Source organism: Bradyrhizobium sp. LCT2 (assembly GCF_009931255.1).
Taxonomy (GTDB): Bacteria; Pseudomonadota; Alphaproteobacteria; order Rhizobiales; family Xanthobacteraceae; genus Bradyrhizobium; species Bradyrhizobium diazoefficiens.
Genome location: NZ_CP034432.1, coordinates 1,513,750 through 1,539,832 on the forward strand (window position 1 = coordinate 1,513,750; position 26,083 = coordinate 1,539,832).

Genomic DNA, 26,083 nt, shown 5'->3' on the forward strand with positions numbered 1-26,083 from the left:
GACCGTGTTCGAACATCGGCGCGACGCTGCGTGCGCCTGAAAGAGTCTTGATGCTGCTCGTCGTCGAACAGTTTTTGAACGGATTGCAGTTCGGCCTGCTGCTGTTCCTGCTCGCCGCCGGCCTGACGCTGGTGTTCGGGATCATGGATCTCGTCAACCTCGCGCACGGCTCGCTCTACATGATGGGCGCCTATTTCGCCGCGACCTTCGCGGCCTGGACCGGCAGCTTCCTGCTCGGTGCGCTGATGGCGCTCGGCGCAACGCTCGTGCTCGGCATCGTGCTCGAGATGACGGCGCTGCGGCATCTCTACGGCCGCGACCATCTCGACCACGTGCTCGCGACCTTCGGCCTGATCCTGTTCTTCAATGAAGCCGTGCGGCTGATCTGGGGCCCGGCAGGCCTGGCGCTGCCGCTGCCGGCCTGGCTCACCGTGCCGGTGCCGATCCTGCCCGGCATTCACTATCCCGCCTATCGCCTCGCCATCATCGTGGTGGCGCTGATGGTCGCGCTGCTGCTCTATCTCGGCGTGATGCGCACCCGCATCGGCATGCTGATCCGGGCCGGCGCCTCCAACCGCGAGATGATCGGCGCGCTCGGCATCAACATCAAGCTGCTCTACACGCTGGTGTTCGGTCTCGGTGCCGCGCTCGCCGGCCTTGCCGGCCTGATGCAGGCGCCGATCCTCACCGTGCAGATCGGCATGGGCGAGAACATCCTGATCCTGGCCTTCGTCATCATCGTGATCGGCGGCATCGGCTCGATCCGCGGCGCGTTCCTGGCCGCGATCTTCGTCGGCATGATCGACACGCTCGGCCGCGCCTTCCTGCCGAACCTGCTGCGGCAGGTGCTCAGCGGCGCCGCTGCCTCCACCGCCGCGCCCGCGCTGTCGTCCATGCTGATCTATCTTGTGATGGCGATCGTGCTGGTGGTGCGGCCGGAGGGGCTGTTTCCGGCCAACCGTCGATGAAGGCTTTCACGGTGAGCAAGGCCGTCACGGCCCTGATGCTGGCGGGCCTCGTGCTGCTGCCGCTCTATTCGCAAGCATCCGGCAACGTCTTCATCCTGACGCTGTTCACCCGCATCGTCATCCTGGCGCTGGCCGCCGCGAGCCTCAACCTCATCATGGGTTTTGGCGGCATGATGAGCTTTGGCCACGCCGCCTATCTCGGCATCGGCGGCTACGCCGTCGGCATGCTCGCGCAGGAAGGCGTAGGTTCCGGCTTCATCCAGTTTCCAGTCGCGCTGGCGGCCTCCGCGATCTACGCGCTGGTGATCGGCGCGCTCTCTTTGCGCACCCGCGGCGTCTATTTCATCATGATCACGCTGGCCTTTGCGCAGATGGCCTATTACGTCGCCTCGGGGCTGGCGCGTTACGGCGGCGACGACGGCCTCACCGTCTACAAGCGCAGCGACTTCTCCGGGCTGATCAATCTCGGCAATCGCGTGCAGTTCTATTATCTCTGCCTCGCCTGTCTTCTCGGCGTCCTGTTCCTGATCTGGCGCATCGTCAATTCGCGCTTCGGTCTCGTCGTGCAGGGCCTGCGCTCCAACGAGCAGCGCATGCAGGCGATCGGCTTTCCCGCCAAGCGCTATCAGTTGGTCTGCTTCGTCATCTCCGGCATGATGTGCGGACTTGCCGGCGCGCTGCTCGCCAACAACACCGACTTCATCAGCCCGGCCGTGATGTACTGGACGCGTTCCGGCGACCTCATGGTGATGGTGATCCTCGGCGGCATGGGTACGCTGTTCGGCCCGGTGATGGGCGCGGTGGTGTTCCTGCTGCTGGAGGAGTTCCTGTCGCAGATCACCGAATATTGGGCGCTGATCATGGGGCCGCTACTGCTGCTGATCGTGCTGTTCGGGCGCGGCGGCATCATGGGCATGCTCGGGAGGGCTGGCCGTGGCTGAACCCTTGCTCCGCGTCGAGAAGCTGGTGCGCCGCTTCGGCGGCATCGTTGCAACGGACAACGTCTCGCTCGACGTCGCGGCCGGCGAGCTGCACGCCATCATCGGCCCGAACGGCGCCGGCAAGACCACGCTGATCAGCCAGCTCACCGGGCATCTCGAACCGCATTCCGGCAGCGTCTCGCTCGGCGGGCGCGACATCACCTACCTGCCGGCCTATCGCCGCTGCGCGCTGGGGCTGGCGCGGTCGTTCCAGATCACCTCGCTGCTGCTCGACTTCACCGCCGCCGACAACGTCGCGCTGGCGGCGCAGGCCCATGCCGGCACCTCGTTCCGCTTCTTCGCCAGCGCGCGCAAGGAAAAGGGCCTGCGCGACGCCGCCCATTCCGCGCTCGATCGCGTCGGCCTGTTGCATCGCGCCGACGTCGTGGTGTCGAGGCTCAGCCATGGCGAGCGCCGCGAGCTGGAGCTTGCGGTCGCGCTGGCCAGCAAGCCGAAATTACTCCTGCTCGACGAGCCCATGGCCGGCCTCGGCGTCACCGAATCCCAGCGCATGGTCAAGTTGCTCCAGGAGCTGCGCAGGGAGGTCTCGATCGTGCTGGTCGAGCACGACATGCCGGCGGTGTTCGCGCTGGCCGACCGCATCTCGGTGCTGGTCTATGGCCGCGTCATCGCCTCGGGCGATCCGGCGGCGATCCGCGCCAACGAGGACGTCAGGCGCGCCTATCTCGGCGACCAGCATGTGGTGACGCACCATGGCTGACCTGCTGCTCGACGTTGACGGCATCGAGACCTGCTACGGCCTCTCCCAGGTGTTGTTCGGCCTGTCGCTGTCGATCAAGCCGGGCGAGATGGTCTCGCTGATGGGCCGCAACGGTATGGGCAAGACTACGACCATCCGCTCCATCATGGGCCTGACACCGGCGCGCGCCGGGAGCATCCGTTTTGCGGGCTCCGAGGTGCGAACGCAGCCGTCCTACAGGATCGCAAAACTCGGCGTCGGCCTGGTGCCCGAGGGACGCCAGATCTTCCCGAACCTCACCGTGCGCGAAAACCTGGTCGCGGCGGCGGCCGACCGCTTCGGCAGCAGCAATCCCTGGACGCTCGCGGCCATCTACGTGATGTTCCCGCGCCTCGCCGAACGCGCGTCGAACATGGGCAACCAGCTCTCCGGCGGCGAGCAGCAGATGCTGGCGATCGGCCGCGCGCTGATGACCAATCCGAAGCTCCTCATTCTGGACGAAGCGACCGAGGGCCTTGCGCCATTGATCCGCGAAGAAATCTGGAACTGCCTGTCGCTGCTCAAGAGCCGGGGCCAGTCGATCCTGGTCGTCGACAAGAACGTCGATCACCTCGCCCGCATCTGCGATCGCCACTTCATCATCGAGCGCGGCAAGACGGTGTGGAGCGGCACGTCGGATCAGCTGATGGCCGAGCCGGATCTGCAGCACAAATATCTGGGGATCTAGCGAGCTCGGCGAGGTGAGGGGCAGAGCGCTCCCGCCCATCTCTCGGTGTCGTCCTGGCGAAGGCCAGGACCCATACCGCGAGGTCTATCTATTTCATGCGGTATCAGTTCCGAACCGGCAGTCTTCGCCAAACCCCTCCCTGGGGTAATGGGTCCTGGCTTTCGCCAGGACGATGCCGGGGAGAAAGCATCGCACCTCGATCACCAATAAATCCCATGCCGGTGCAGCTCGCGGATCACGCGGGCCTCGGTGGACGGCTGGCGGCGCTTTGGCTTCGCCGTTTCGGTCGTGCTGGCCACCGGTGCGGCAGTGAACTGAGTGGGGGGCGTGGCAACCGGGGCGGTCGCGACCGGTGCGGCTGCTGTCGGCGGCGTCGTAGCAGTGATTGCGGCTGGCGGTGTTGAGGTCGGCGCGGTCGTCGCCGTCTGCAGATTTGGCGCCTGCGTTGCCGCCGGAGCCTGCGTCGTCTGCGCCGGCACGGTTGCCGTCGCGGCCGGCGGCTCGGTGGCCTGCTGGTTCGAATTGGTTGCCGCAAGGCTCAGGCTCCGCGGACCACCGGCATAGGCCTCGGTTGCGACCAGCGACATCACGGCGATCAGGATCAGCTTGCGCATGAGAACCCCCGTTATCTGGCCAATATGTCTTACCCAATTCGCACGCGCCGGCGCCTAACGCGACAGGTGGTGCGTGCCGATTTCGATCAGGGTGGCCCGGCAGGACAAGCGATAGATCAGACTGAACAATCGACCCAACATGACCGAACTCCGTTGTTGATCATCGGCAGGGACTCTAGACCCCGTGTCTTTCCGGCTGTTTTCGAGGGGGGAGGAAAATGGCTTCGTCGGATGGTGGGGAGATGTCGTCGGAACAGGCGGGACGAAGTCGCCTCACAGCGGCGTGAGCCGTGCGCTATGGTGCTCCCCAAGGCCGCCCGTCGAGAGGGGTGTCAGAACATCTCGAAATATTCGCGGTGCTCCCAGTCGGTGACCTCGGCGAGGAAGCGGTCGATCTCGGCGTTCTTGATGTGGGTGTAGTAGTCGACGAACTCCGCACCGAACTTCTCGCGGAAGAACGGATCCTCCTTCAGCGCCGCAACCGCATCGCGCAGTGACTTCGGCAGCAGCGGCGCCTTGGTTTCGTAGGGCGTGTCGGCCGACGGGCCGGGATCGAGCTTGCGATCGACGCCGTCGAGGCCGGAGAGGATTTGCGAGGCCATGTAGAGATAGGGATTGGCAGCCGGCTCGCCGATGCGGTTCTCAAGGCGCGTGGCGGCATCGCCGGCAGCCCCGAGCACGCGGATCATCACGCCGCGATTGTCGCGGCCCCAGATCGCGCGGTCGGGCGCCAGCGAATAGGAGCGGTAGCGCTTGTAGCCGTTGATGGTCGGGGTGGTGAACACGGCGGACGCGCGGGCGTGGTCGAGCAGGCCGGCAAGGTAGGCGCGGCCGAACGCGCTGAGCGGCTCGCCGCCTGCCTGCGCCATGAACTGGTTTTCGCCGCTGGTGCGCGAGACGATCGACTGGTGCAGATGCCAGCCGCTCGCGAACAGGTTCGGCAGTTTGGGGCGGCACATGAAAGTGGCGTGATAGCCGTGGCGCCGCGCGATCTGCTTCACGGCCGAGCGGAACAGCACCATGTTGTCGGCGGGCTCGAGGCCCTTCCTCGGCGCGAAGGTGAACTCGCACTGGCTTGGCCCGAACTCGACCTCGACCGAGCGCAAGGGCAGGCCGAGTGCGACGACGTCGCGGCGCAGGATCTCCAGCACCGGCTCCATCTGATCGAAGCGCTGCTCGGTGAGGTACTGGTAGCCGTGGCTGAGCAGGCTCACCGAGGGCGGCGTCCCGGGCTGGCCGGCGTCCTCCGCACGCATATGCGGATCGTCGAGCTTGAAGATGTGGAACTCGACCTCGAGCCCGGCGACGAAATCGTGGCCGCGGCCAGCAAGCTCATCGAGCACCTTGCGATAAAGCCCGCGCGTTGCGAACGGCACGGGGCGGCCGTCATTGAAATGGAGATCGCACAGCACCCAGCCCGTGGTCGGCGCCCATGGCAGCACGCGGAAGGTGGTGGGATCGGCAACCATCAGCACGTCGGCTGCGCCCTCCATCTCCTTCATGCCGAACCCGCCGCCCGATGTGAACACCGGGAACACCGTGCGGTGCGAGGTGTCCTTGGCGAGCATGGTGGTGGTGATGGAGCAGCCGCTCTCCAGCGAGGCGATCGCCTCCGCGGCGATGATGGTCTTGCCGCGCAGGATGCCGTGCTGGTCGGGGAAGGCGAGGCGGATGACCTCGAGGTTCTTCTCCTCGACGATGCGGCGCATGCGTTGCGCCGCGTCCTTCTGTTCATCCGACCACAGCGCATGACGCGCGACGAAAGTCACTGCTATTGCTCCCCGATAGCTGTCGTTCCGGGATGGTCCGAAGGACCAGACCCGGAACCTCGAGATTCTCAGGTGCGCAAGTGCGCACCATAGTACGATGCTATCGCATCGCCCCGGAATGACGATGCCCCAAAAATCACTCCGCCGCCGTCAGCCGATGCACCTTGCCGTCGATCTCCTTCGGCACCGGCGCGGTCCACGGCGCGCCGCGGCGGCGCTTGACGTCGACTTCCATCCAGTAGGTCTCCCAGCCCCGCGTCGGCCCGATGCCGTCCATGGTCGCCGGTCCCTGGATGCTGCGCGCGTTGGCCTCGTCGAGGAACAGCATCGGCTTCTCGCCGCCGCCGACCTTCTCGATCTCCTGCCGCAGCAGGCGGCGGTATTGCACGATTGCCTTGTCGCTCTGGCCGAGGTGCTCCTTGGTGCGGTCCTGGATCGCGCCCATCGACTCCACCGCCCACTGGTCGTGGACGTTGATGTCGTTGCCCATGCCGGTATAGGTCGCGGTCTGCTGCTCGTGCGGATCGAAACCGTAGTCGTTGCCGCTGTTTTTGCGCGATTTGTAGTCGGGCAGCTCATAGAGCTCGAGCCGCTGGTCGCGCATCTTCTGCTTGTCGACCGGATTCGAATAGCTGGTGAAGATCGCGTACCAGTAGCAGTTCTCGTCATCGATAGGCACGTGCCACTGCGTGATCGTCATCTCCGTGCTCATGGGGATGACGAAGCCGTGCGGGAACAGCTGGTTGGTGACGCGCACATGGGTGCGCTCCTCGTCGATCTCGCGCAGCGCTATCAGCCGGAGGCCGTATTCGGTGTGCTCGACATTGATGATCGGACGGTCGTATTCGCGCAGGATCTTCGTCATCGGCAGGTCGCTGCCCGCGGAGGCGCCGCGGAACTGCTTGCCGTAGGCGGTGGAGGTGTCCTCGTCCTCGAAGAAGCGATGCAGGTAGGATGCGTGCGCGGGATCGATCCCGACCTCGAGCGCCTGGAGCCAGTTGCAGGCCATGTGGCCCTTGAACGCGAACGTGTGAGTATCAGGCGCGACGAAGCAGTCGATCTCGGGGAATGCAGGCGGCTCACCCTCGCCGAGATAAGCCCAGAGGATGCCGCTCTTCTCCACGACCGGATACGAGCGCTGGCGGATGTTCTGGCAGAGCTTTGAATCCTTCGGCTCTGCCGGCGTCTCGATGCACTGGCCGGTGGCGTCGAACAGCCAGCCGTGGAAGGCGCAGCGCAGGCCGCCATGCTCGAGCCGCCCGAAGGCGAGGTCGGCGCCGCGATGCGCGCAGTGGCGATCGATCAGGCCGTAGCGCCCTCGCTCGTCGCGGAACAGCACGAGGTTTTCGCCGAGCAGTCGTACGGGGCGGATCGGTCGCGCGCCTTCCAGCTCGTCGACCAGCGCCGCCGGCTGCCAGTAGCTCCGCATCAGCTTTCCGCAGAGGTCCTTGGGCCCGGTGCGGGTGATCAGGTCGTTCTGCTCCTGGCTCATCATGGCGAGTGCATCCCATATCTCGGAGTGGCGTTTGTTCGCCTATTGAACGAATGGGCGAATTATGACATGCCTAGGATCGGCAGCAAGCACTATTTTGCAGGAAAGTCCCGGCGCCATGCCCAAGCTGAAGCGAAGCGAGACCGATGAGCGTGCGACGGATTTCGTCGAAAGCCTCGATCGCGGCCTGCGCCTGCTTCAGTGCTTCGGCTCGACGGTCGGCCCGATGACCTTGAGCGATCTCGCCCGCGCCGCCGATCTTCCGCGCGCCACCGCCAGGCGGATGCTGTTCACGCTCCAGCGCGGCGGCTTCGTCGGTGGTGACGGCAAGCTGTTCACGTTGACGCCGCACGTGCTGACCCTTGCCGCATCGTATCTGCGGTCCAATCAGCTCGTCACGGTCCTGCAACCGGTGCTCGATCGCGCCGCGACCGCGGCGAACGAAATCTCGTCCCTCGCAGTGCTCGATGGCGACGACGTCGTGTTCGTCGCGCGCAGCAGTCCGGGGCGGATGTTTTCAGGCGGACTCGAGATCGGCTATCGCCTGCCGGCCTTCTGCACGTCGGTCGGCCGCGCCATGCTCGGCCAGCTCGACGATGCCGAACTTGCTGTGCGGCTGAAGGCGATGACGCGCGAAGTCCTGACGCCGCAGACGGTGGCCGATCCCAAGGCGCTGCTCGCGCGCATCACGGCCGACCGCGCGCAGGGCTATTCGCTGGTCGACCGCGAGGCGGAGCCGCATTTCCGCTCGATCTCGGTTCCCGTGCGGCGCTATGATGGCGTGATCGTCGCCGCCATCAACATGGGCGCCCATGTCGACCGCGTGCCGGCGCAGGAGCTGATCGACCGCTTCCTGCCGCTGCTGCGCGAGGGCGCCGAAGCAGTGCGTTCGCAGTTGCTGTAACTACAGCGCACTTCGCTCTTCCTGCCTGGCAGGCTATAATGCGCGCGGCACAAGAGAACAGGGAGGATGCCATGCAACATACCATGGTTCCCAGTGATCGCGTGGAGCACGTCGCCGTCTACGGGCGCGACGGCACGAAGCTCGGCACGATCGAGCGGCTGATGCTCGACAAGGTCAGCGGAATGGTCGCCTATGCCGTGATCAAGACCGGCGGGCTGCTCGGTGCTCATCACCATTATCCGGTGCAGTGGAGCGCGCTGAAATACGATCGCGGCCGTCAGGCGTTCCAGGTCGAGCTGACAATGGACGAGTTCAGCAGCGGTCCATGCGAGTTCGATGGCGACGAGTTCGATTGGGGCGACCGCTCGCGGTCCTACCCGCATCCGAATTACTGGTCGGTCTAGAGAGCAGGACGGGTTCGCAGCCGCATCGCTCTTGCGGGCTCAATTGAGCTTGCCGCGCCCGCCGAGCGGCATCCGAAGCAACCGTCTGGCCTATCCCGGCAGCGACTCTTCGCCGACCTTGGGCCAATAGGTTCCAAAGCTCCAGAGGCCGCCCTCGGGATCGCGCGCCGCGAAATCGCGGCTGCCATAATCGGTGTTGTAGGGCTCCATTTCGATCGTCGCACCGGACGCCTTCACCTTCTCATAGAGTGCGTCGGGATCATCGACAGCCAGATAAATGGCATCCGTACGGTGGCCGCCGATGTCGCCGACCCGCTTTGCGTACGCATCATCGCGATGCGCACCGAGCATGAGGATCGACGATCCAAATGCCAATTCGGCGTGAACGACCGTGCCCTCCTTGCGATAGACCACGCGCTCGGCGAAGCCGACAACGTTTTTCAGCCAGGCGATCATCGCCTCCGGATCCTTGCAGCGCATGGTGTGGTACAGGCGCGGCGCTTCATAGCCATTCTGCTGGTTCATGAAATTCTCCAGGAAATTATCCAGGTCTTTTGCAACACCGACCCTAGTTCGGATCGCGCCAGCCGGGCTTGAACAAATGGGACCGGACGCTACCCCCCGCCGTCCCGCATCAGGCGTGGATCCGCAAGATCGAGCCGCGCGGCCCATCCGGTCGGCGTCTCGCCGCTGAGTAACCGGAAGTCGCGGGCAAGATGCGCCTGGTCGGCATAGCCGGCGTCTGCCGCGACGGCTGCCCAGCCGCCTGTCCCGTCCGTGCGGGCCAGTGAGCAGGCCCGATGAAAGCGCAGCATCTGGGCCATTGTCTTCGGCGGAACGCCGATCTCGTTGTGGAAGCGGCGCGTGAGATGCTTGCGGCTCCAGCCTATGTCGGTGGCAAGCTCGGTGATCCGGACCGCGCCTGCCCGTCGCCAGAGCGTATCGAGGGCGAAGGCGATCGCCGGCGAGGGCTCATGCACGGCGCGACGATGCACGAAGTCTTCCACGATCTCAAATCGTCGCTGCCATCCGACCGCCTCGGCAACCCTGGCGCGGAGGTTCTCGCCATCCCGTCCCAGAATGTCGTCCAGACCGACCATGCGCGCGGTCAGATCCGGCACTTCTCCTCCGAAGAAGCGATACGCTCCAAGCGGGGTGAAATCGACCTGAACGCATTCGGCGCGGCCATCGGATTCGATCAGGACCGGTCCGGGAAAGAGGCCCGCCGCGAAACTCGGCTGAGCGTCGGCAACATCCGGCTCGCGCCCAAGCGCAATGCGGAAGGGTGTCCCCAAATTCACGAGAAGAGGCAGCGCAAGCGGCGCTGCGTGCCGGAAGCCGGCCAACCCGACGCCGCGCTCGCGATAGAACGAGATGCTGGAGACCAGCCGCGCAAGGCGTGGCGAGGCGGGCCGACGGATGACATCGGGGTTTGCGGCAGCGTCCATCGCGCGCAGCATAGCGCCGCAGCGGTGCCCCTCCAAGTGGACGGCGCGCCCCGCCTTGCCCGTGTGGTGGCTAGCGGTTGCGCATCCAGTCGGCGAGGCCGGACAGCGCCTTGTCGAGGTCCTGCCGCGCGGCAGCGTCCGTGACCGTCTCCTCCAGCGCGCCGCGCATGCAGGTGAGCCACGCATCGCGTTCGGCATCGCCGATGGCAAAGCCGATGTGACGCTGGCGCAGCCGTGGGTGTCCCTTGTCGACGGAATAGAGTCTTGGGCCGCCGGTCCATTCGGTGAGATAGCGCTTCAGCACGTCCCTGATCAGGCCGAGATCGGCTGCATGCATGGCGCGGATGACTTGCGCCTCCGGCAGCGTATCCATCCGTTCGTAGAAGCGATCGACCAGAAGGTCGATCGTGGCACTGCCGCCGATCCGCTCGAACATGGAGATTGCGACGTCGCTATCGGTCATCATTTGTCTCGAGGCTTGCTTGCTGGTCGTTGATACAGTGTTGCCGGAGGTCGCGCAAAATCCTTGCTGTCGTCCCGGACAAGCGCAGCGAAGCGGAGCGCTGATCCGGGACCCATAACCACAGGGGGTAGTTTTGCGATGACTCGTGGTTACCAGCTCGCGCAACAACTTCTCCCTGGGGGTATGGGTCCCGGATCGGCGCGCGCTTGTGGCGCGCTTGTCCGGGACGACAGTGGAGTGTGTAGCTGTAGCGAGCTCGAAACGACCTACAGCGCCACGCTGCGCAGACCAAAGCTGCGCGCTTCGTTCTGGAGCACCGGGCGCACCGCGTCGATCAGGCGCGCGGCGGCGGCATCGACGGAGAGGCCCGCCGTGTCCACCACCGCCGTCGCACGCGAGTACAGCGGCTCGCGGCTCAAGAGGATGTTGCGCAGCTCGGCCATCGCGGAGCGGTCGTCCGCCATCGGGCGCAGGTCGCCCTGGCGGCGGACGCGAGCCATGTGCTCCTCGGGCTCGGCCTTCAGCCAGATCGTGTAGAACGACGACAGGATCTGGTCGAAGGTCAAAGGCTCGGAGACGATGCCGCCGCCGGTCGCCAGCACCATCAGCTCGTTGCGCGCGAGCAGCTGTTGCAGCGCCGCCTGCTCCATGCGGCGAAAGCCTTCCTGGCCGTACAGCGCGATGATCTCGGCGACCGAGAGGCCGTTCTGCTGCTCGACCTCCTTGTTTAGCTCGACGAAGCTCCAGCCGACCTTCTTCGCCAGGATCTTGCCGAGCGTGGACTTGCCGGCGCCGCGCAGGCCGATCAGCGCGATGCCGCAGAACGGCGCGCGCCGCGGCGCGGATGCGCTGCCGCCGGCGAGCACGTCCTTGGCCTGCGCGATCTGCGCGGGCGTCGCCTTGCGCAGGAGATCGCGAAACATCTGCCAGTCCGGCGTCGGATCGGCGCTGGGCAGCAGATCTTCGAGATGCGCGCCCATCGCGTCGGAGACGCGGCGGAGCAGCACGATCGAGACATTGCCCTTGCCGCTTTCGAGCTGCGCGATGTAGCGCTCCGAGATTCCTGATACCTTGGCGAGCACTTTGCGCGACATGCCGCGCAGTGCGCGCGTGGTGCGCACACGCTGGCCGAGCTGTTCGAGGAAGCGGGATTCAGCGTCGGGACTGTCGGTCATGAGCCTTCTTTACAGATGTCCTGCGGCGCGTTTTAATGAAACATAATGCCTGCTGGCATTGACAGCAAGCCGCCGCGGTGTCTTTCTATGAATTATAATTCTAAATTCAGGGGAGAAGTCCGTGAGCGAGGGATCCTATAACGCGGTGACCTGGCTGCTCGACCGTAACGTCGAGGAGGGGCGCGGCAACAAGCTCGCCTTCGACGACACCGTCTCGCGGCTGACCTATGGCGAGCTCCAGCGCGAGAGCCGCCGCGCCGCCAACATGCTGCGCCGTCTCGGCGTCCGCCGCGAGGAGCGCGTGGCGATGATCATGCTCGATACGGTCGATTTCCCGATCGTGTTCCTGGGCGCGATCCGCGCCGGCATCGTGCCGGTGCCGCTCAACACGCTGCTGACCGCGGACCAGTACGCCTACATCCTCGCCGACTGCCGTGCCCGCGTGCTGTTCGTTTCCGAAGCGCTCTATCCCGTCATCAGGGACGTCGTCGGCCGCATGCCGGATCTCGAGCATGTCGTCGTCTCCGGCGCCAAGCAGAATGGCCACAAGCAGCTCGCCGAGGAGCTCGCTGATGAGAGCGACCAGTTCACCACCGCCGCGACTCATCCGGACGAGCCGGCATTCTGGCTGTATTCGTCCGGCTCGACCGGCATGCCCAAGGGCGTGCGCCATCTGCATTCGAACTTGCAGGCGACTGCGGACACCTACGCCAGGCAGGTGCTCGGCATTCGCGAGAGCGACGTCTGCCTCTCCGCCGCAAAGCTGTTTTTCGCCTATGGTCTCGGCAATGCGCTGACCTTCCCGATGTCGGTCGGCGCAACCGTCGTGCTGAACAGCGAGCGCCCGACTCCGGCGCGCATGTTCGACCTGATGAACCGCTATAACCCGTCGATCTTCTACGGCGTGCCGACCTTGTTCGCGGCGATGCTCAACGACGAGACGATGAAGAGCGAGCGTGGCGGAAAGAGCTTGCGCATCTGCACCTCGGCCGGTGAGGCATTGCCCGAGTCTGTGGGCAACAGCTGGAAGGCGCGCTTCGGCGTCGACATTCTCGACGGCGTCGGCTCGACCGAGCTCTTGCACATCTTCCTGTCGAATGCGCCCGGCGACATCAAATACGGCTCCTCCGGCAAGCCGGTGCCGGGCTATGCGGTGCGGCTCGTCAACGAGGCCGGCCAGGACGTCGCCGACGGCGAGGTCGGCGAGCTGCTGGTCGATGCGCCCTCCGCCGGCGAAGGCTATTGGAACCAGCGCCACAAGAGTCGCCGCACCTTCGAGGGCCCGTGGACCCGGACCGGCGACAAATATGTCCGCGACGCCGAGGGCCGCTACACCTTTTGCGGCCGTGCCGACGACATGTTCAAGGTCTCCGGCATCTGGGTCTCGCCGTTCGAGGTCGAGAGCGCGTTGATCACGCACCCGGCGGTGCTGGAAGCCGCCGTCGTGCCCGAGGCCGATCCGGAAGGCCTCTTGAAGCCGAAAGCCTTCGTCGTGCTGCGTCAGGGCGCGAAGACCGCGAACTTGCAGGAGATGCTGAAGGAGCACGTCAAGCAGAAGATCGGCCCGTGGAAATATCCGCGCTGGATCGACGTGGTGGACTCGCTGCCGAAAACGGCGACGGGGAAGATCCAGCGGTTCAAGCTGCGGGAAGGGGCGAATTGATTGGCTTCGTCATTCCGGGGCGCGCGAAGCGCGAACCCGGAATCTCGATCCGCAGACTGCAATCTCGGGATTCCGGATCAACTCGCTTTGCGAGTTGTCCGGAAATGACGGAATGAATGGAACCGACAGCATGACCAACCTCACCCCCACGGGCTTCCTCAGCGTCAGTGGCGCCAGCCTCGAATATAAATGGCTCGCGCCGCAATCAGCGGAGGCGCCGACCATCGTCATGCTGCACGAAGGTCTCGGCTCGGTCGGGCTCTGGGGCGACTTCCCGGAACAGCTTCGAGAGGCGACCGGTGCCGGCATCTTCGTCTATTCGCGTGCGGGCTACGGGCAGTCGAGCCCGGTCGCGCTGCCGCGGCCGCTGGATTACATGCACCGCGAGGCGCTGGAGGTGCTTCCGAAACTGCTCGATGCGATCGGCTTCAGGCGCGGCCTCCTGCTCGGCCATTCCGACGGTGCCTCGATCGCGACGATCTACGCCGGCGCGCACCAGGATCATCGCCTGAACGGCCTCGTGCTGATCGCGCCGCATTTCATCGTCGAGGACATCTCGGTGAAATCCATCGCCGCGATCAAGACCGCCTATGAGACCACCGATCTCAAGCCGAAGCTCGCGCGCTGGCACAAGGACGTCGACAACGCCTTCTACGGTTGGAACGGCGCCTGGCTCGATCGGAAATTTCGCGACTGGGACATCTCCGAATACCTCGCCTATATCCGCGTCCCTGTCATGGTCCTGCAAGGCGTGGACGACCAATATGGCACACTGCACCAGGTCGAAATCGCGCAGGAAGAGTGTTATTGTCCGGTAGATTTGAAAATTATTTCAGGCGCGGGCCATTCCCCGCATCGTGAAGCGCCGGGGGCGACGCTTGACGCAATTGAGCAATTTGCAAAGGCGGCCCTGCGCGACGATCAGGGACTTCAGGGACGCGCCGCATGATGTTGCGGAGGCGCACCTCGCATGAGTGCGCCGCCGAATGCGAGCGGCCCGCTGCCGTGGCCGCAATGGGCCTATGTGCCGGGCGAGGCCGGGCTCGATGCCGACTACGAGACGCTCGCCATGGCCAAGGCGCTGGTGCCTTCGGCGTTTCGCGGCCATGTGCCGGCGCGCCATCCGGCGCTGCGCTACGGGCTCGCGCTCAACGACCGCGGCTATTTCTGGGAAGCGCAGGAGGTGCTGGAGGCGGTGTGGGCCGCAGCGCCCCAAGGCGGCCGCGAGCGCATTCTGCTGCGGGCCTGCATCCGCATCGCCAATGCGAATTTGCGGCTGCGCATGCAAAGGTCGCATTCGGCGGCACGGCTGTTTGGCGATGCGCTGGCGGAGCTGCGCGCGCTGAGCTCGCGCAAGGCGGCGGCCGGCGACGGCTTTGTCGAGAGCTTTCCCATTGCTGCGCTGACGGCCTTGCTCCAGGCCAAGCTCGGTCGTCCCCAGCTCTCCAAGGCCGACTGGATCGCACTCGGCGCCATCGTGCGTCCTAGACACTGGCATGAAACAAAGTGCATGTATTGGCTGTTAAGGACTAGACGCGCTCTGAAATATGCACTATTGTGCATCTAACGGTAAAACCAAGACGAACTCAAGGGTGGCCCATGGCCGGGGAAGATCGGCGCCTCGCAGGCGGCGCGACATTCATCGATTTCCAGACCGAACCGTCCCGCTACAAGCACTGGAAGCTCGCGGTCGACGGCGACGTCGCGACCCTGACCATGGACGTCGACGAGAACGGCGGCCTGTTCGAGGGCTATCTGCTCAAGCTCAATTCCTACGACCTCGGCGTCGACATCGAGCTTGCCGATGCGATCCAGCGGCTGCGCTTCGAGCATCCGGAGGTGAAGGTCGTGGTGATGCGCTCGGCCAAGAACCGGGTGTTCTGCGCCGGCGCCAACATCCGCATGCTCGCGGGCTCGACCCACGCCCACAAGGTCAATTTCTGCAAGTTCACCAACGAGACCCGCAACGGCATGGAGGATTCGTCCGAGAATTCCGGCCAGCGCTTCATCACCGTGGTGAACGGCTCGGCCGCGGGCGGCGGCTATGAGCTTGCGCTCGCGACCGACCACATCATCCTCGCCGACGACGGTGCCTCTTCGGTGGCGCTGCCCGAAGTGCCGCTGCTCGCGGTGCTGCCGGGCACCGGCGGCCTCACCCGCGTCGTCGACAAGCGCAAGGTGCGCCGCGACCATGCCGACTTCTTCTGCACCATCGAGGAAGGCGTGAAAGGCAAGCGTGCCGTGCAGTGGCGTCTCGTCGACGAGATCGCGCCGAACTCCAAGCTGGAAGGCAAGATCACCGAGCGCGTCAAGGAATTTTCCGCGGCCTCCAGGCGCAGCGGCAGCGGCAAGGGCATTGCGCTGACGCCGCTCAGGCGCATCATCGACGAGACCAGCCTACGCTACGGCTTCGTCACCGTCGACGTCGATCGTGCCGCCCGCATCGCCACCATCTCGATCAAGGCGCCGGAGGCGGCGCCGCCGGCCGACATCGACGGCATGATGGCGCAGGGCGCCTCGTTCTGGCCGCTCCAGGTTGCGCGCGAGCTCGACGATGCGATCCTGCATCTGCGCATCAACGAGCTCGAGATCGCCATGCTGGTGTTCAAGAGCCATGGCGACCGCGCCCATGTGCTCGCATCCGATGCCTTCCTTGAAGCCAACAAGGCGCACTGGCTGGTCAACGAGATCAGGCATTACTGGAAGCGCGTGCTCAAGCGTATCGACGTCACCTCGCGCACGCTGGTGACGCTGGTCGAGCCCGGCTCCTGCTTTGCCGGCACGCTCGCCGAGCTCGTCTTCGCCGCCGACCGTTCCTACATGCTGATCGGCACCCGCCAGGGCGACAACCGCCCGCCGCCCTCGATCGAGCTCTCCCCGATGAATTTCGGCCCGTATCCGATGAGCCATGGTTTGACGCGGCTTCAGTCTCGCTTCCAGGCCGACCCGGCCGATCTGGAACGCGCCGAAGCCACCATCGGCACGAGCCTGGACGCCGAAGAGGCCGAGGAGCTCGGCCTCGTCACCTTCGCGCTCGACGACATCGACTGGGACGACGAGGTCCGCGTGTTTCTGGAGGAGCGCGCCAGCTTCTCGCCCGACAGCCTCACCGGCATGGAAGCGAGCCTGCGCTTCGTCGGCCCGGAGACGATGGAATCAAAGATCTTCGCGCGCCTCACTGCCTGGCAGAACTGGATCTTCCAGCGCCCGAACGCGGTCGGCGAGGAGGGCGCGCTCCGCCGTTACGGCAGCGGCCAGAAGCCGAAATTCGATATGACAAGAGTTTAGGGAGAAGCACGGCCATGAACATGAACATCATGAACGTCGACTACTCGACCAAGATTCCGAACAACGTCAACCTCGCCGAAGACCGCCAGGTGCTGAAGGCACTCGAAGGCTGGCATCCCGGCTACATGGACTGGTGGAGCGACATGGGGCCGGAAGGCTTCCAGGAGTCGCTGGTCTATTTGCGCACCGCTTATTCCGTCGATCCGCGCGGCTGGGCCAAGTTCGACTATGTCCGCATGCCCGAATATCGCTGGGGCATCCTGCTTGCGCCGCAGGAGGAAAACCGCGTCGTTCCGTTCGGCGAGCATTATGGCGAGCCGGCCTGGCAGGAAGTGCCGGGCGAGCATCGCGCCATGCTGCGCCGCCTGATCGTGATCCAGGGCGACACCGAGCCCGCCTCGGTCGAGCAGCAGCGCCATCTCGGCAAGACGGCGCCCTCGCTCTACGACATGCGCAACCTGTTCCAGGTCAACGTGGAAGAGGGCCGTCACCTCTGGGCGATGGTGTATCTGCTCCAGAAATATTTCGGCCGCGACGGCCGCGAGGAGGCCGACGATCTGCTCCGCCGCCGCTCCGGCGATGCGGACGCGCCGCGTATGCTGGGTGCCTTCAACGAGGCGACGCCGGACTGGCTGTCGTTCTTCATGTTCACCTACTTCACCGACCGCGACGGCAAGATGCAGCTGCACAGCCTCGCGCAGTCGGGCTTCGATCCCTTGTCGCGCACCTGCCGCTTCATGCTGACCGAAGAAGCGCACCACATGTTCGTCGGCGAGACCGGCATCACCCGCGTCGTGCAGCGCACCTGCGATGCGATGCGCGGAGCCGGCATCACCGATCCCACCGACATCGCAAAAGTCCGCGCGCTCGGCGTCATTGATCTTCCGACCATCCAGAAGAAGCTGAACCTGCACTACACGCTGTCGCTCGACCTGTTCGGCTCGGAGGTCTCGACCAACGCGGCCAACGCCTTCAATGCCGGCATCAAGGGCCGCTATCACGAGACCCAGATCGAGGACGATCACCAGCTCAAGAACGCCACCTATCCGGTGCTGAAGTTCATCAACGGCGAGATCAAGCTGGTCGACGAGCCGGCGCTGACTGCGCTCAACATGCGCCTGCGCGACGATTATAGCCAGGATTGCGTCAAGGGCATGCTGCGCTGGAACAAGGTGATCTCGACCGCGGGCTACGACTTCAAGCTGACCTTGCCCAACGTCGCCTTCCACCGCCACATCGGCGAGTTCAAGGACGTCCATGCGACGCCCGATGGCATTTTGATCGACGATGCGACCTGGGCGAAGCGCAAGGACGAGTGGCTGCCTTCGACAGCCGACGGCGACTTCATCACCTCGCTGATGCAGCCCGTCACCGAAACCGGCAAGTTCGCCTCCTGGATCTCGCCGCCGAAAGTCGGCATCGACAACAAGCCCGGCGATTTCGAGTACGTGAAGATCGAGTCGTAGGCGCGGCCTCATACTCAGCTGTCGTCCCGGACAAGCAAACGCCTGGCAACGCATAGCGTTGCCAGGCGTTTGTGTAGATCCGGGACCCATAACCCCAGGGAGAGGTCGTAGCGCGAGCAGCCAACCACGAGCCTTCGCCAAACCACTCCCTGTGGTTATGGATCCCGGATCTGCGCTCGCTTTGCTCGCTTGTCCGGGACGACACTAAATATGAGGTGAGGGCGTCGCGTCTATCAACCAGCGCACTCGCTCTCTTAGTCCCCCGGGTTCAGCTACCCCGCGATCTCCAGCCCGGCATTGGCGTAGACCACGCCGCCGTCGACGGCGATGGTGTTGCCGACCACGTAATCGCCCGCACGCGAGGCGAGATAGATCGCGACCCCTGCCATGTCCTCGTCGGTTCCGATGCGCCGCGCCGGAATGCGCTTGGCGACGTCGTCCGCATGGTCGCGCGCGGCCCGGTTCATGTCGGACTTGAACGCGCCCGGCGCGATCGCGGTGACGTTGATGTTGTCCTTGATCAGTTTCGTCGCCATGCGCCGGGTCAGATGGATCACGGCGGCCTTGCTGGCGGCGTAGGAATAGGTCTCGCTCGGATTGACGAAGATGCCGTCGACCGAGGCGATGTTGATGACCTTGGCCGGATGTTCCGCGCTTGCCGCCGCGCGCAGCGGCTTCGCCAGCGCCTTGGTCAGGAAGAACAGCGACTTGACGTTCAGGTCCATCACCTTGTCCCAGCCGCTTTCCGGGAATTCGTCGAACTCAGCGCCCCAGGCGGCGCCGGCATTGTTGACGAGGATGTCGAGCTTCGGCTCCAGCTTGATGATTTCGCCGGCGAGCTTGTCGCAGCCTTCGACGGTCGAGATGTCGATCGGCAGCGCGATGCACTCGCCGTCATAGAGAGCCGAGAGCTCTTTCGCCGTCGCCTCGCACGGGCCGGCCTTGCGCGCGGTGATGTAGACCTTCGCCGCGCCTTGCGCGAGGAAGCCCGCCGCGATCATCTTGCCGATGCCGCGCGAGCCGCCGGTCACGAGTGCGATGCGGCCTTTGAGCGAGAACAGATCGTTGAACATGGTACCTCCCTTTGGTGGTGCTCGTTTTGGGCGGGGAGGGGGAGGGAGTCAATCTTGTCGTCGACCTGGCCTTCGCCAGGACGACGGCAGAGATTGCGGTGACAGCGGTGGACGACAGAAACTTAAGCCGCCGCAATCCGGCGAAAGCCGTTCCACATCGCGGTCGCGGCGCCCGAGGTCAGCACCGGCAGGATCCGCGTGTCCTGGTAGTTGCCGTTGAGCGAGATGCGCGGCAGCGCGGTCATGTGGCCGGCGTTCTCGGCGAACAGCATGCCGGGCCGCGTCGTCACCGCGGTCTTGAAGCCGGCCGATGCGGCCAGCGCAAATTCGCGCATCCCGGCCGCCTCGCGGTCGCCATAGGGATAGGCGAAGTGCAGCACGGGACGCTCCAGCACCCGCTCGATCCGCGTGCGGCTCACCGCCATCTCCTGCGCGGCGATCTCCTCGCTCTGCCTGGCGAGATTGCAATGGCTGATGGAGTGCGCGCCGATCGTGACCAGCGGGTCTGCGGCCAGCTGCTTCACCCCGTCCCAGGACAGGCAGAGGGTGTGGCACAGCGCTTCCATGTCGACGCCGTGCCTGGCGCAGAGCGCTGCGATCTCGCGCGCGAGATCGTGCTCGCCCGGCAGCGCGCGCAGCCAGTCATGCAGGCGGTCGAACGCCGCCTGTTTCGCGGCAGGCGTCGTCGCGTCGAGCCGGAGCGCGGAATTGCCGATCTGCACCTCGATCTGCTCGGCCCTGGCGATCACGGCTTCCAGCGCGGTCCACCACAGCCGCCCCGTGCCCTCGGCGAAATCGCTGGCGACGTAGACCGCCAAAGGCGCGTCAAATTCGCGCAGCACCGGCAGCGCATAGTCCAGATTATCGCGATAGCCGTCGTCGAGGGTGAAGGCGGCGAAGCGGCGGGTGAACCTGCCCTGCACCAGCCGCTCATGCAGATCGTCCATGCTGACGATGTCGATGTCGCGCGAGCGCAGATGGCTCAGCGTCGCGCGCAGGAAATCCGGAGTGACTTCGAGATGTCGGTTCGGCTGGAACGTGGCCTCGCGAGCCGGCCGCACGTGGTGCAGCATGAAAATGGCGCCGACGCCCGACAAAAGCGGGCGCAACAGGTGGTGCGCCCCGCTGAAATAGAGTGCTCCCAGCCCGGCGCGGATGACGTTGTTACGAAGTTGTTTCATGACCCGCTGGCGGACTCTGGCATTCCGTCCTCAACTTACGGAAGAACCCTTGAAGAAAAAGTTATTCCAATTGTCCACGCAAAGGCCTTGCGAGGGCCGCCATTTCCGGTTTGACAGCCTGCCAAGGGTTTGTTTTGTCTCCGGTTCCAGAGTTCGGGTCGTCGAATGCAGAAGCTTTTCAGGTGGGCCAGCAAATGGTGGCCAGGGCTGATCCCCCTGGCCGTCATGTGGGGATTTGCGGCCTGGAATAACACCTTACCGGTCGAGGCGGACCTGTCCGCCCGCAGCTCGGCGGCGCTCAAGGAGACCGTTCTGGACAAGACCCGGATCGCGGTGGACGGCCGCGATGTCAGCCTGGCCGCGGACGCCTTTTCCGAGGAAGGGCGCCGGGACGCGGTAATGGCGGTCGAGATCGTCCCGGGCGTGCGCCTGGTCGATGACCGGACCCGCCTCGTTGCCGAGGCAAAACCCTTCGTCTGGAACGCCGAGCGTGACGTGGTGCGGGTGACGCTGTCGGGCTCCGCGCCCTTGCCGTCGATCAAGGCCCGCCTGACGGAGGCGGCACGCAAGGAGGTCGGCGGCGTCGAGGTCGCCGATCAGATGGGGCTGGCACGTGGCGCGCCGCCGCGCTTCGAGGCCGCCGCGATGCTGCTGCTCGACCAGATCGGCAAGCTCAAGGACGGCAAGATCACGATCTCCGACACCAAGATCAACCTGTCGGGCATGGCGCGCGATCTCGGCGGACGCGAGGCGATCGCGGCTGCGCTGAAGAACTTGCCGGAAGGGTTCTTGATCGCCGCCAACGACATCAAGGCGCCGCCCTATATCTTCCAGGCCTACAAGGATCCGGTTGCCGCGACCGTGACGCTGACCGGCTATGTTCCCGACAACAACGTCCACGCGGCGATCGCAACCAGCGCGTCGCGAAAATTCTTCAACGAGAAGGTCGTCGACAATCTCAAGCCCAGCCTCGGCGCCCCCGGCGCCTTCAACCCCGCCGTGGTCGCAGCGCTCGGGGCGCTGTCGCGGCTGTCGACCGGCACGCTCGTGGTGTCCGATCGCGAGGTGAAGCTGTCGGGCGATGCGCTCTATGAAGGCGCCGGCAACGACATCCGCGCGGGCCTTGGCAAGGACTTCCCGAAAAACTGGCAGTACAAGCCGGAAATCACGGTGAAGCCCGCGGCAGGCCCGGTCGACGGCACCGTCTGCCAGCAATTGTTCTCCGAGCTCCTGAATAAGGGCAAGATCCGCTTCGCCACCAAGCGCGCCGACATTGATCCGGACTCTGCGGGAATTCTCGACCATCTGATCGAGACGGCGCTGCGCTGCCCCACCACCAATATCGACGTCGCTGGGCACACCGATGCCGACGGTGAGGACGCGTTCAACCAGGCACTCTCGGAGAAGCGCGCGCAGGCGGTGATCGACTATCTGGTCAAGGCCGGCCTGCCCGCCAGCCGCTTCACCGCGATCGGCTACGGCAGCACGCAGCCCGTCGCCGGCAACGACACCGACGACGGCAAGGCGCAGAACCGCCGCATCGAATTTCTGGTGAGGTGACGATGCCCTATCTCGTTTCGTTCCATCTGGGCTGGCTGATCGGATCGCTGGTGCTGGGCTTTTGCATGGGCTGGATCTCGGTGGTCCAGCGCGGCAACGGCACCTCGAAGGTCACCGCGCGCTGGCTCGCCGCGCTCGCCGTAGCGCTGGTCGCGGCCTCGCTCGCGCATGTGGTCCCCGGCCGCTTCGGCTACTGGCTCGACCTCGGCCTCATCATGTTCGCCTGCTACCTGGTCGGCTGCACCATCGGCGCCTGGTTGCGCGACCGGGTGGTCTCGCGGAGCCAGCCGGCGGCTTGAGTCCTTGGTTCGCGTGAGGCCATCGCTCTCTCGCTCCCTCCCCCCTTGCGGGGGAGGGAGCGTACCGCCATCGGCGCGCTAGGCGAGGCTCATCCCATCAGTTCCAGATCCAACATTGCGATAACAGCCTGATCGGAGTGCGTAATCGCCGAGCGATGAAACTACGCTTGACATTAATACGTACGTACGTATTATTTTGCTCATGCCAAAGCCTTCGCTCAAAGACGCCATCCTCGACGCCGGCCTCAAGGTCATGTTCCGAACCGGCTATCACGGCACCAGCGTGCGCGACGTCACCGCTGCGGCGGGCGCGCCGCAGGGGTCCTTCACCAACCATTTCCGCTCCAAGGAAGCGTTCGCTTCGGAGGTGCTCGACCGCTACTTCGACGTCACCAGGGGGCTGGTCGCAGAAGCGCTTGAGGACACGACGCTGACGCCGCGCGCGCGCCTCAAGCGCTATCTCGACATCATCACCGGCCGGCTCGAGGCCGACGGTTATGGTCGTGGGTGTCTGATCGGCGATCTCAGCCTGGAGGCGACCGGCAGCAGCGAAATGCTGCGTACGCGCCTGACCGAGATTTTTGCCGAATGGCGCGTGCCGTTCGCGGCCTGCATCGCCGAGGCTCAGGCGCGCGGCGAGATCGCATCCGATTTCGAGCACGGGGAGCTTGCCGACTTCCTGCTCGCGTCCTGGCAGGGCGCGATCCTGCGCATGAAGGTCGATCGCAATCCGAAAGCGCTCGAACGTTTCAAGACCATCGCATTTCAGACCGTGTTCAAGGAGCTGACATGAGCAAGCCAATCGAGATCGAGATTCGCAGAGCGCCCGTGCTGGGAAGCAGCATGGCTTACCGCGAGACGGGTGCGCAGGATGCGCCGGTCGTGCTGTTCCTGCACGGCAACCCGACCTCGTCGCACATCTGGCGCAACATCCTGCCGTTGGTGTCACCGGTCGCGCATTGCATTGCGCCCGATCTCATCGGCTTCGGCCAATCCGGTAAGCCTGACATCGCCTACCGCTTCTTCGACCATGTCCGCTATCTCGATGCGTTCATCGAACAGCGCGGCGTCACATCGGCCTATCTCGTCGCGCAGGACTGGGGCACGGCGCTCGCATTTCATCTCGCCGCGCGCCGGCCGGATTTCGTACGCGGATTAGCCTTCATGGAATTCATCCGCCCGATGCCGACCTGGCAGGATTTCCACCATACCGAGGTCGCGGAGGAGCAAGATCATGCCGAGGCGGCGAGGGCGGTCTTTCGCAAGTTCAGGACGCCGGGCGAGGGTGAGGCTATGATCCTCGAGGCGAATGCGTTCGTCGAGCGCGTTCTGCCCGGCGGAATCGTCCGCAAGCTCAGCGACGAAGAGATGGCGCCCTATCGCACGCCGTTCCCGACGCCTGAGAGCCGTCGCCCCGTTCTTGCGTTTCCCCGCGAACTGCCGATCGCAGGCGAGCCTGCCGATGTCTATGAGGCGCTCCAATCCGCCCATGCGACGCTGGCCGCATCTTCCTATCCGAAACTGCTGTTCACGGGCGAACCGGGCGCGCTCGTCTCGCCGGAATTTGCCGAGCGGTTTGCGGCCTCGCTGACGCGTTGCGCGTTGATCCGGCTCGGCGCGGGATTGCACTATCTGCAGGAGGACCACGCTGACGCAATCGGCCGATCGGTGGCCGGCTGGATCGCCGGCATCGAAGCGGTGCGTCCGCAGCTCGCCGCGTGAGGAGGATGAGATGTCGGATGTGACGATCGTCTATTGCCGTCTCTGCGGCTACGAGAAGCGTGCGAAGGAAGCCGCCGCAGCGCTGCGCCGGCAACTGGCGCTGGAGGCGGATCTCGTGGCTGGCAAGGGCGGCGTCTTTCAGGTCAAGCTCGGCGACAGGATTGTCGCCAGCCGCAGCAAGGGCCATTTTCCCGGCACCGACGAAATCGTCGCAGCCGTCACCGCGGCGCGGCATTGATCCGGGGAGGCACGCAGATGCCGGTCGTCTGGAACGAAGATCCGGCGGCAATCGACTGGAACGAGCTTTCCGCGCTCTACCGCACCGCACCGCTCGGCAACAAGACACCAGCCGATCTCGCGCTCGTGTTCGGCAACAGCATGTTCTGTGCCTTCGCTTACGACCAAGGCCGGCTGGTTGGTGCCGGCCGAGCGCTGGCGGACGGCCGCGACTGCGCCTACCTCTGTGATGTCGCGGTGCGCCCGGACTGTCAGGGGCAAGGCCTCGGCCGCGAGATCATCGAGCGGCTGCTGGCGCGATGCCGCGGACATCGCAAAATCATCCTCTATGCGGTGCCTGGCAAAGAGGGCTTTTATGAGCGTCTCGGCTTCCGCCGGATGACGACGGCCATGGCGATTTTCGACGACCAGGCCAGTGCCTATCAGCGCGGCTATCTGACCGCCCCTTAAGCTACTGTTGCGCCGCACCTGTTTGGTGCATCGGAAAATCCGTCCAGAACGACCCCGTCGCCCCTCTTTCAACAGCCGGGCGCGGCCCATAGATTGACGTCGGCTTAAAACGTGACGGAACATTGCGCGGCCGAAATCATCAAAACTTCATGGCGTCTGCGCAGGATTGCCATGGAGATTCGCGTCAGCCTTGCCGCCGAAAGCGCCAAACCGTGCATCCAGAGCCCGCAACCCTGCCTAAAATATTGAAGGCACGTGATTTTGTTCGAATTGGCGAATTCCACTCCGCCCCAAAACGCGCTAGTGGAGGGTTAGGGGGCATGCGCGATGCCGGAGCCGGCGGCGAGGGTTCGTTGAGTGCCTGTGCGTCGTTTGCCTGTTCGCCGGCCGTCCTGGCCGCTGAAGCGTTGTTCGAGGTCTAGATGCTGGAAGCCATACGCAGGGCGATGACGTTTCTGCGCCAGAAGCAAGTCCTGCATAAGCTTGGAGTTGTGATCAGCGTCGCGGTCATCGGCATCGCTTGCTATGTGCTCTACCACATGCTGCGCGGCATCGACTTCAACGAGGTGATCGAGGCGATCAAGAGCACCGAGCCGAGCCAGATTGCGATGGCGGCGCTGTTCGTGGCCGCGGGCTATTTCACCCTGACCTTCTACGACCTGTTCGCCGTGCGTGCGATCGGCCACGCCCATGTGCCTTACCGCATCAATGCGCTCGCCGCCTTCACCAGCTATTCGATCGGCCACAATGTCGGCGCCAGCGTCTTCACCGGCGGCGCGGTACGCTACCGCATCTATTCGGCCTATGGGCTGAACGCGATCGATGTCGCAAAGATCTGCTTCCTCGCCGGCCTGACCTTCTGGCTCGGCAATGCCGCCGTGCTGGGCCTCGGCATCTCCTACCATCCGGAGGCGGCGGCCTCGATCGACCAGCTTCCGCCCTGGCTGAACCGGACGCTGGCGCTGATGATCATCGTGGGACTGGTCGGCTATGTGGTCTGGGTTTGGACCCAGCCGCGGGTGGTCGGCCGCGGGCCCTGGACCGTGGTGCTGCCGGGCGGACCGCTGACGCTGCTCCAGATCGCGATCGGCATCATCGATCTCGGATTCTGCGCGCTCGCGATGTACGTGCTGGTCCCGGACGAGCCCAATCTCGGCTTCGTCGTGGTTGCCGTGATCTTCGTCTCGGCCACCCTGCTCGGCTTTGCCAGCCACTCGCCCGGCGGCCTCGGCGTGTTCGACGCCGCCATGCTGGTCGGCCTCTGGCAGATGGACCGGGAGGAACTCCTGGGCGGCATGCTCCTGTTCCGTGTCCTCTATTATCTGTCCCCCTTCGTCATATCTGTAATCTTGCTGACGTTTCGCGAAGTTATAATCGGCGCCCGATCGAAGCGTTTGCAGCAGGCGGCGCTCAAGCTCGACCCCGGCCCGGCGCGTGAAGCCGCCTATGTGAGAGAGCGCAGCGACGGCACCGCCTGACGGCGTCAAGCCTCTAGGACCA

27 protein-coding genes are annotated in these 26,083 nt (G+C 64.9%); 18 read left to right on the forward strand and 9 right to left on the reverse strand.

Annotated elements, in window-relative coordinates:
* Positions 1-50: 50 nt before the first annotated feature.
* From EI171_RS07745 to EI171_RS07760, 4 genes are read left to right on the forward strand one after another with little or no spacing between them, the layout of a single operon-like run.
* Positions 51-968 (forward strand): branched-chain amino acid ABC transporter permease, encoded by a 918-nt coding sequence (locus EI171_RS07745; protein ID WP_161533000.1) that lies wholly within the window; start codon positions 51-53, stop codon positions 966-968.
* On the forward strand, positions 965-1,909 hold the full coding sequence (locus tag EI171_RS07750; RefSeq protein ID WP_011083885.1) for a branched-chain amino acid ABC transporter permease: 945 nt from the start codon (positions 965-967) through the stop codon (positions 1,907-1,909). Before EI171_RS07745 ends, EI171_RS07750 begins: the two co-directional genes overlap by 4 nt.
* Positions 1,902-2,669, forward strand: coding sequence for an ABC transporter ATP-binding protein (locus tag EI171_RS07755; RefSeq protein WP_161533001.1), 768 nt, complete (start codon positions 1,902-1,904; stop codon positions 2,667-2,669). Before EI171_RS07750 ends, EI171_RS07755 begins: the two co-directional genes overlap by 8 nt.
* Positions 2,662-3,375: an ABC transporter ATP-binding protein gene (locus EI171_RS07760; RefSeq protein WP_161533002.1), complete on the forward strand. Its 714-nt coding sequence runs from the start codon at positions 2,662-2,664 to the stop codon at positions 3,373-3,375. Before EI171_RS07755 ends, EI171_RS07760 begins: the two co-directional genes overlap by 8 nt.
* A 200-nt stretch (positions 3,376-3,575) precedes the next feature.
* Here EI171_RS07760 and EI171_RS07765 read toward each other — a convergent pair whose 3' ends face one another.
* The 3 genes from EI171_RS07765 to EI171_RS07775 all read right to left on the reverse strand — a co-directional run bounded on the left by EI171_RS07765 (position 3,576) and on the right by EI171_RS07775 (position 7,253).
* Positions 3,576-3,989, reverse strand: coding sequence for a hypothetical protein (locus EI171_RS07765; protein WP_161533003.1), 414 nt, complete (start codon positions 3,987-3,989; stop codon positions 3,576-3,578).
* A gap of 332 nt (positions 3,990-4,321) precedes the next feature.
* On the reverse strand, positions 4,322-5,758 hold the full coding sequence (locus EI171_RS07770; protein WP_011083889.1) for a glutamine synthetase family protein: 1,437 nt from the start codon (positions 5,756-5,758) through the stop codon (positions 4,322-4,324).
* Positions 5,759-5,894: 136 nt separating this feature from the next.
* Positions 5,895-7,253 carry an aromatic ring-hydroxylating dioxygenase subunit alpha gene (locus tag EI171_RS07775; RefSeq protein WP_161533004.1) on the reverse strand — a complete coding sequence of 453 codons (1,359 nt, stop codon included), beginning with the start codon at positions 7,251-7,253 and terminating at the stop codon, positions 5,895-5,897.
* 115 nt (positions 7,254-7,368) lie between these two features.
* Here EI171_RS07775 and EI171_RS07780 point away from each other — a divergent pair, with 115 nt between their 5' ends.
* Together EI171_RS07780 and EI171_RS07785 are read left to right on the forward strand one after the other, a co-directional pair.
* Positions 7,369-8,154, forward strand: coding sequence for an IclR family transcriptional regulator C-terminal domain-containing protein (locus EI171_RS07780; RefSeq protein WP_060912778.1), 786 nt, complete (start codon positions 7,369-7,371; stop codon positions 8,152-8,154).
* Between the two features lie 71 nt (positions 8,155-8,225).
* Entirely contained in the window at positions 8,226-8,558 is a 333-nt protein-coding gene (locus EI171_RS07785; protein ID WP_028172723.1) for a PRC-barrel domain-containing protein, read from the forward strand.
* Between the two features lie 90 nt (positions 8,559-8,648).
* Here EI171_RS07785 and EI171_RS07790 read toward each other — a convergent pair whose 3' ends face one another.
* From EI171_RS07790 to EI171_RS07805, 4 genes are all read right to left on the reverse strand, one after another.
* On the reverse strand, positions 8,649-9,083 hold the full coding sequence (locus tag EI171_RS07790) for a VOC family protein (RefSeq protein WP_161533005.1): 435 nt from the start codon (positions 9,081-9,083) through the stop codon (positions 8,649-8,651).
* Positions 9,084-9,172: 89 nt separating this feature from the next.
* Positions 9,173-10,018, reverse strand: coding sequence for an AraC family transcriptional regulator (locus tag EI171_RS07795; protein WP_246740462.1), 846 nt, complete (start codon positions 10,016-10,018; stop codon positions 9,173-9,175).
* A 58-nt stretch (positions 10,019-10,076) separates the two neighbouring features.
* Positions 10,077-10,469: a group II truncated hemoglobin gene (locus EI171_RS07800; protein WP_161533006.1), complete on the reverse strand. Its 393-nt coding sequence runs from the start codon at positions 10,467-10,469 to the stop codon at positions 10,077-10,079.
* Positions 10,470-10,735: 266 nt separating this feature from the next.
* Positions 10,736-11,644: a helix-turn-helix transcriptional regulator gene (locus EI171_RS07805; RefSeq protein ID WP_011083896.1), complete on the reverse strand. Its 909-nt coding sequence runs from the start codon at positions 11,642-11,644 to the stop codon at positions 10,736-10,738.
* Positions 11,645-11,765: 121 nt separating this feature from the next.
* On the opposite strand from EI171_RS07805, the gene EI171_RS07810 reads away from it, so the two are divergent.
* From EI171_RS07810 to boxB, 5 genes are all read left to right on the forward strand, one after another.
* Positions 11,766-13,307, forward strand: coding sequence for a benzoate-CoA ligase family protein (locus tag EI171_RS07810; RefSeq protein ID WP_011083897.1), 1,542 nt, complete (start codon positions 11,766-11,768; stop codon positions 13,305-13,307).
* A gap of 130 nt (positions 13,308-13,437) precedes the next feature.
* Positions 13,438-14,256: an alpha/beta fold hydrolase gene (locus EI171_RS07815; protein ID WP_202633111.1), complete on the forward strand. Its 819-nt coding sequence runs from the start codon at positions 13,438-13,440 to the stop codon at positions 14,254-14,256.
* A 21-nt stretch (positions 14,257-14,277) separates the two neighbouring features.
* On the forward strand, positions 14,278-14,874 hold the full coding sequence (locus EI171_RS07820) for a DUF309 domain-containing protein (RefSeq protein ID WP_246740463.1): 597 nt from the start codon (positions 14,278-14,280) through the stop codon (positions 14,872-14,874).
* A gap of 32 nt (positions 14,875-14,906) precedes the next feature.
* Positions 14,907-16,595: a 2,3-epoxybenzoyl-CoA dihydrolase gene (gene boxC / locus EI171_RS07825; protein WP_161533008.1), complete on the forward strand. Its 1,689-nt coding sequence runs from the start codon at positions 14,907-14,909 to the stop codon at positions 16,593-16,595.
* 14 nt (positions 16,596-16,609) lie between these two features.
* Positions 16,610-18,061, forward strand: a complete 1,452-nt coding sequence (gene boxB / locus EI171_RS07830; RefSeq protein WP_161533009.1) for a benzoyl-CoA 2,3-epoxidase subunit BoxB — start codon at positions 16,610-16,612, stop codon at positions 18,059-18,061.
* Between the two features lie 272 nt (positions 18,062-18,333).
* Here the strand turns inward: boxB and EI171_RS07835 are convergent, their stop codons facing one another.
* Complete coding sequence (locus tag EI171_RS07835) at positions 18,334-19,134, reverse strand: SDR family NAD(P)-dependent oxidoreductase (RefSeq protein ID WP_060909410.1); 801 nt, start codon at positions 19,132-19,134, stop codon at positions 18,334-18,336.
* A 122-nt stretch (positions 19,135-19,256) separates the two neighbouring features.
* Entirely contained in the window at positions 19,257-20,315 is a 1,059-nt protein-coding gene (locus tag EI171_RS07840; RefSeq protein WP_161533010.1) for a polysaccharide deacetylase family protein, read from the reverse strand.
* Positions 20,316-20,480: 165 nt separating this feature from the next.
* Between EI171_RS07840 and EI171_RS07845 the strand changes: the two genes are divergently transcribed.
* From EI171_RS07845 to EI171_RS07875, 7 genes are all read left to right on the forward strand, one after another.
* The gene (locus EI171_RS07845) at positions 20,481-21,875 is read left to right on the forward strand and encodes an OmpA family protein (RefSeq protein WP_060909408.1); all 1,395 of its coding nucleotides are present in this window, start codon (positions 20,481-20,483) and stop codon (positions 21,873-21,875) included.
* A 2-nt stretch (positions 21,876-21,877) separates the two neighbouring features.
* Entirely contained in the window at positions 21,878-22,174 is a 297-nt protein-coding gene (locus EI171_RS07850; protein ID WP_028172731.1) for a hypothetical protein, read from the forward strand.
* A gap of 202 nt (positions 22,175-22,376) precedes the next feature.
* Positions 22,377-22,967, forward strand: a complete 591-nt coding sequence (locus EI171_RS07855) for a TetR/AcrR family transcriptional regulator (protein WP_161533011.1) — start codon at positions 22,377-22,379, stop codon at positions 22,965-22,967.
* Complete coding sequence (locus tag EI171_RS07860; protein WP_161533012.1) at positions 22,964-23,896, forward strand: haloalkane dehalogenase; 933 nt, start codon at positions 22,964-22,966, stop codon at positions 23,894-23,896. The genes EI171_RS07855 and EI171_RS07860 overlap by 4 nt, the downstream gene beginning before the upstream one ends.
* 10 nt (positions 23,897-23,906) lie before the next feature.
* Positions 23,907-24,134: a SelT/SelW/SelH family protein gene (locus EI171_RS07865; RefSeq protein ID WP_161533013.1), complete on the forward strand. Its 228-nt coding sequence runs from the start codon at positions 23,907-23,909 to the stop codon at positions 24,132-24,134.
* A gap of 17 nt (positions 24,135-24,151) precedes the next feature.
* Positions 24,152-24,583 (forward strand): GNAT family N-acetyltransferase, encoded by a 432-nt coding sequence (locus EI171_RS07870; RefSeq protein ID WP_028172735.1) that lies wholly within the window; start codon positions 24,152-24,154, stop codon positions 24,581-24,583.
* Between the two features lie 422 nt (positions 24,584-25,005).
* Positions 25,006-26,061 carry a lysylphosphatidylglycerol synthase domain-containing protein gene (locus EI171_RS07875; RefSeq protein WP_011083909.1) on the forward strand — a complete coding sequence of 352 codons (1,056 nt, stop codon included), beginning with the start codon at positions 25,006-25,008 and terminating at the stop codon, positions 26,059-26,061.
* The last annotated feature ends 22 nt before the right edge of the window (positions 26,062-26,083 follow it).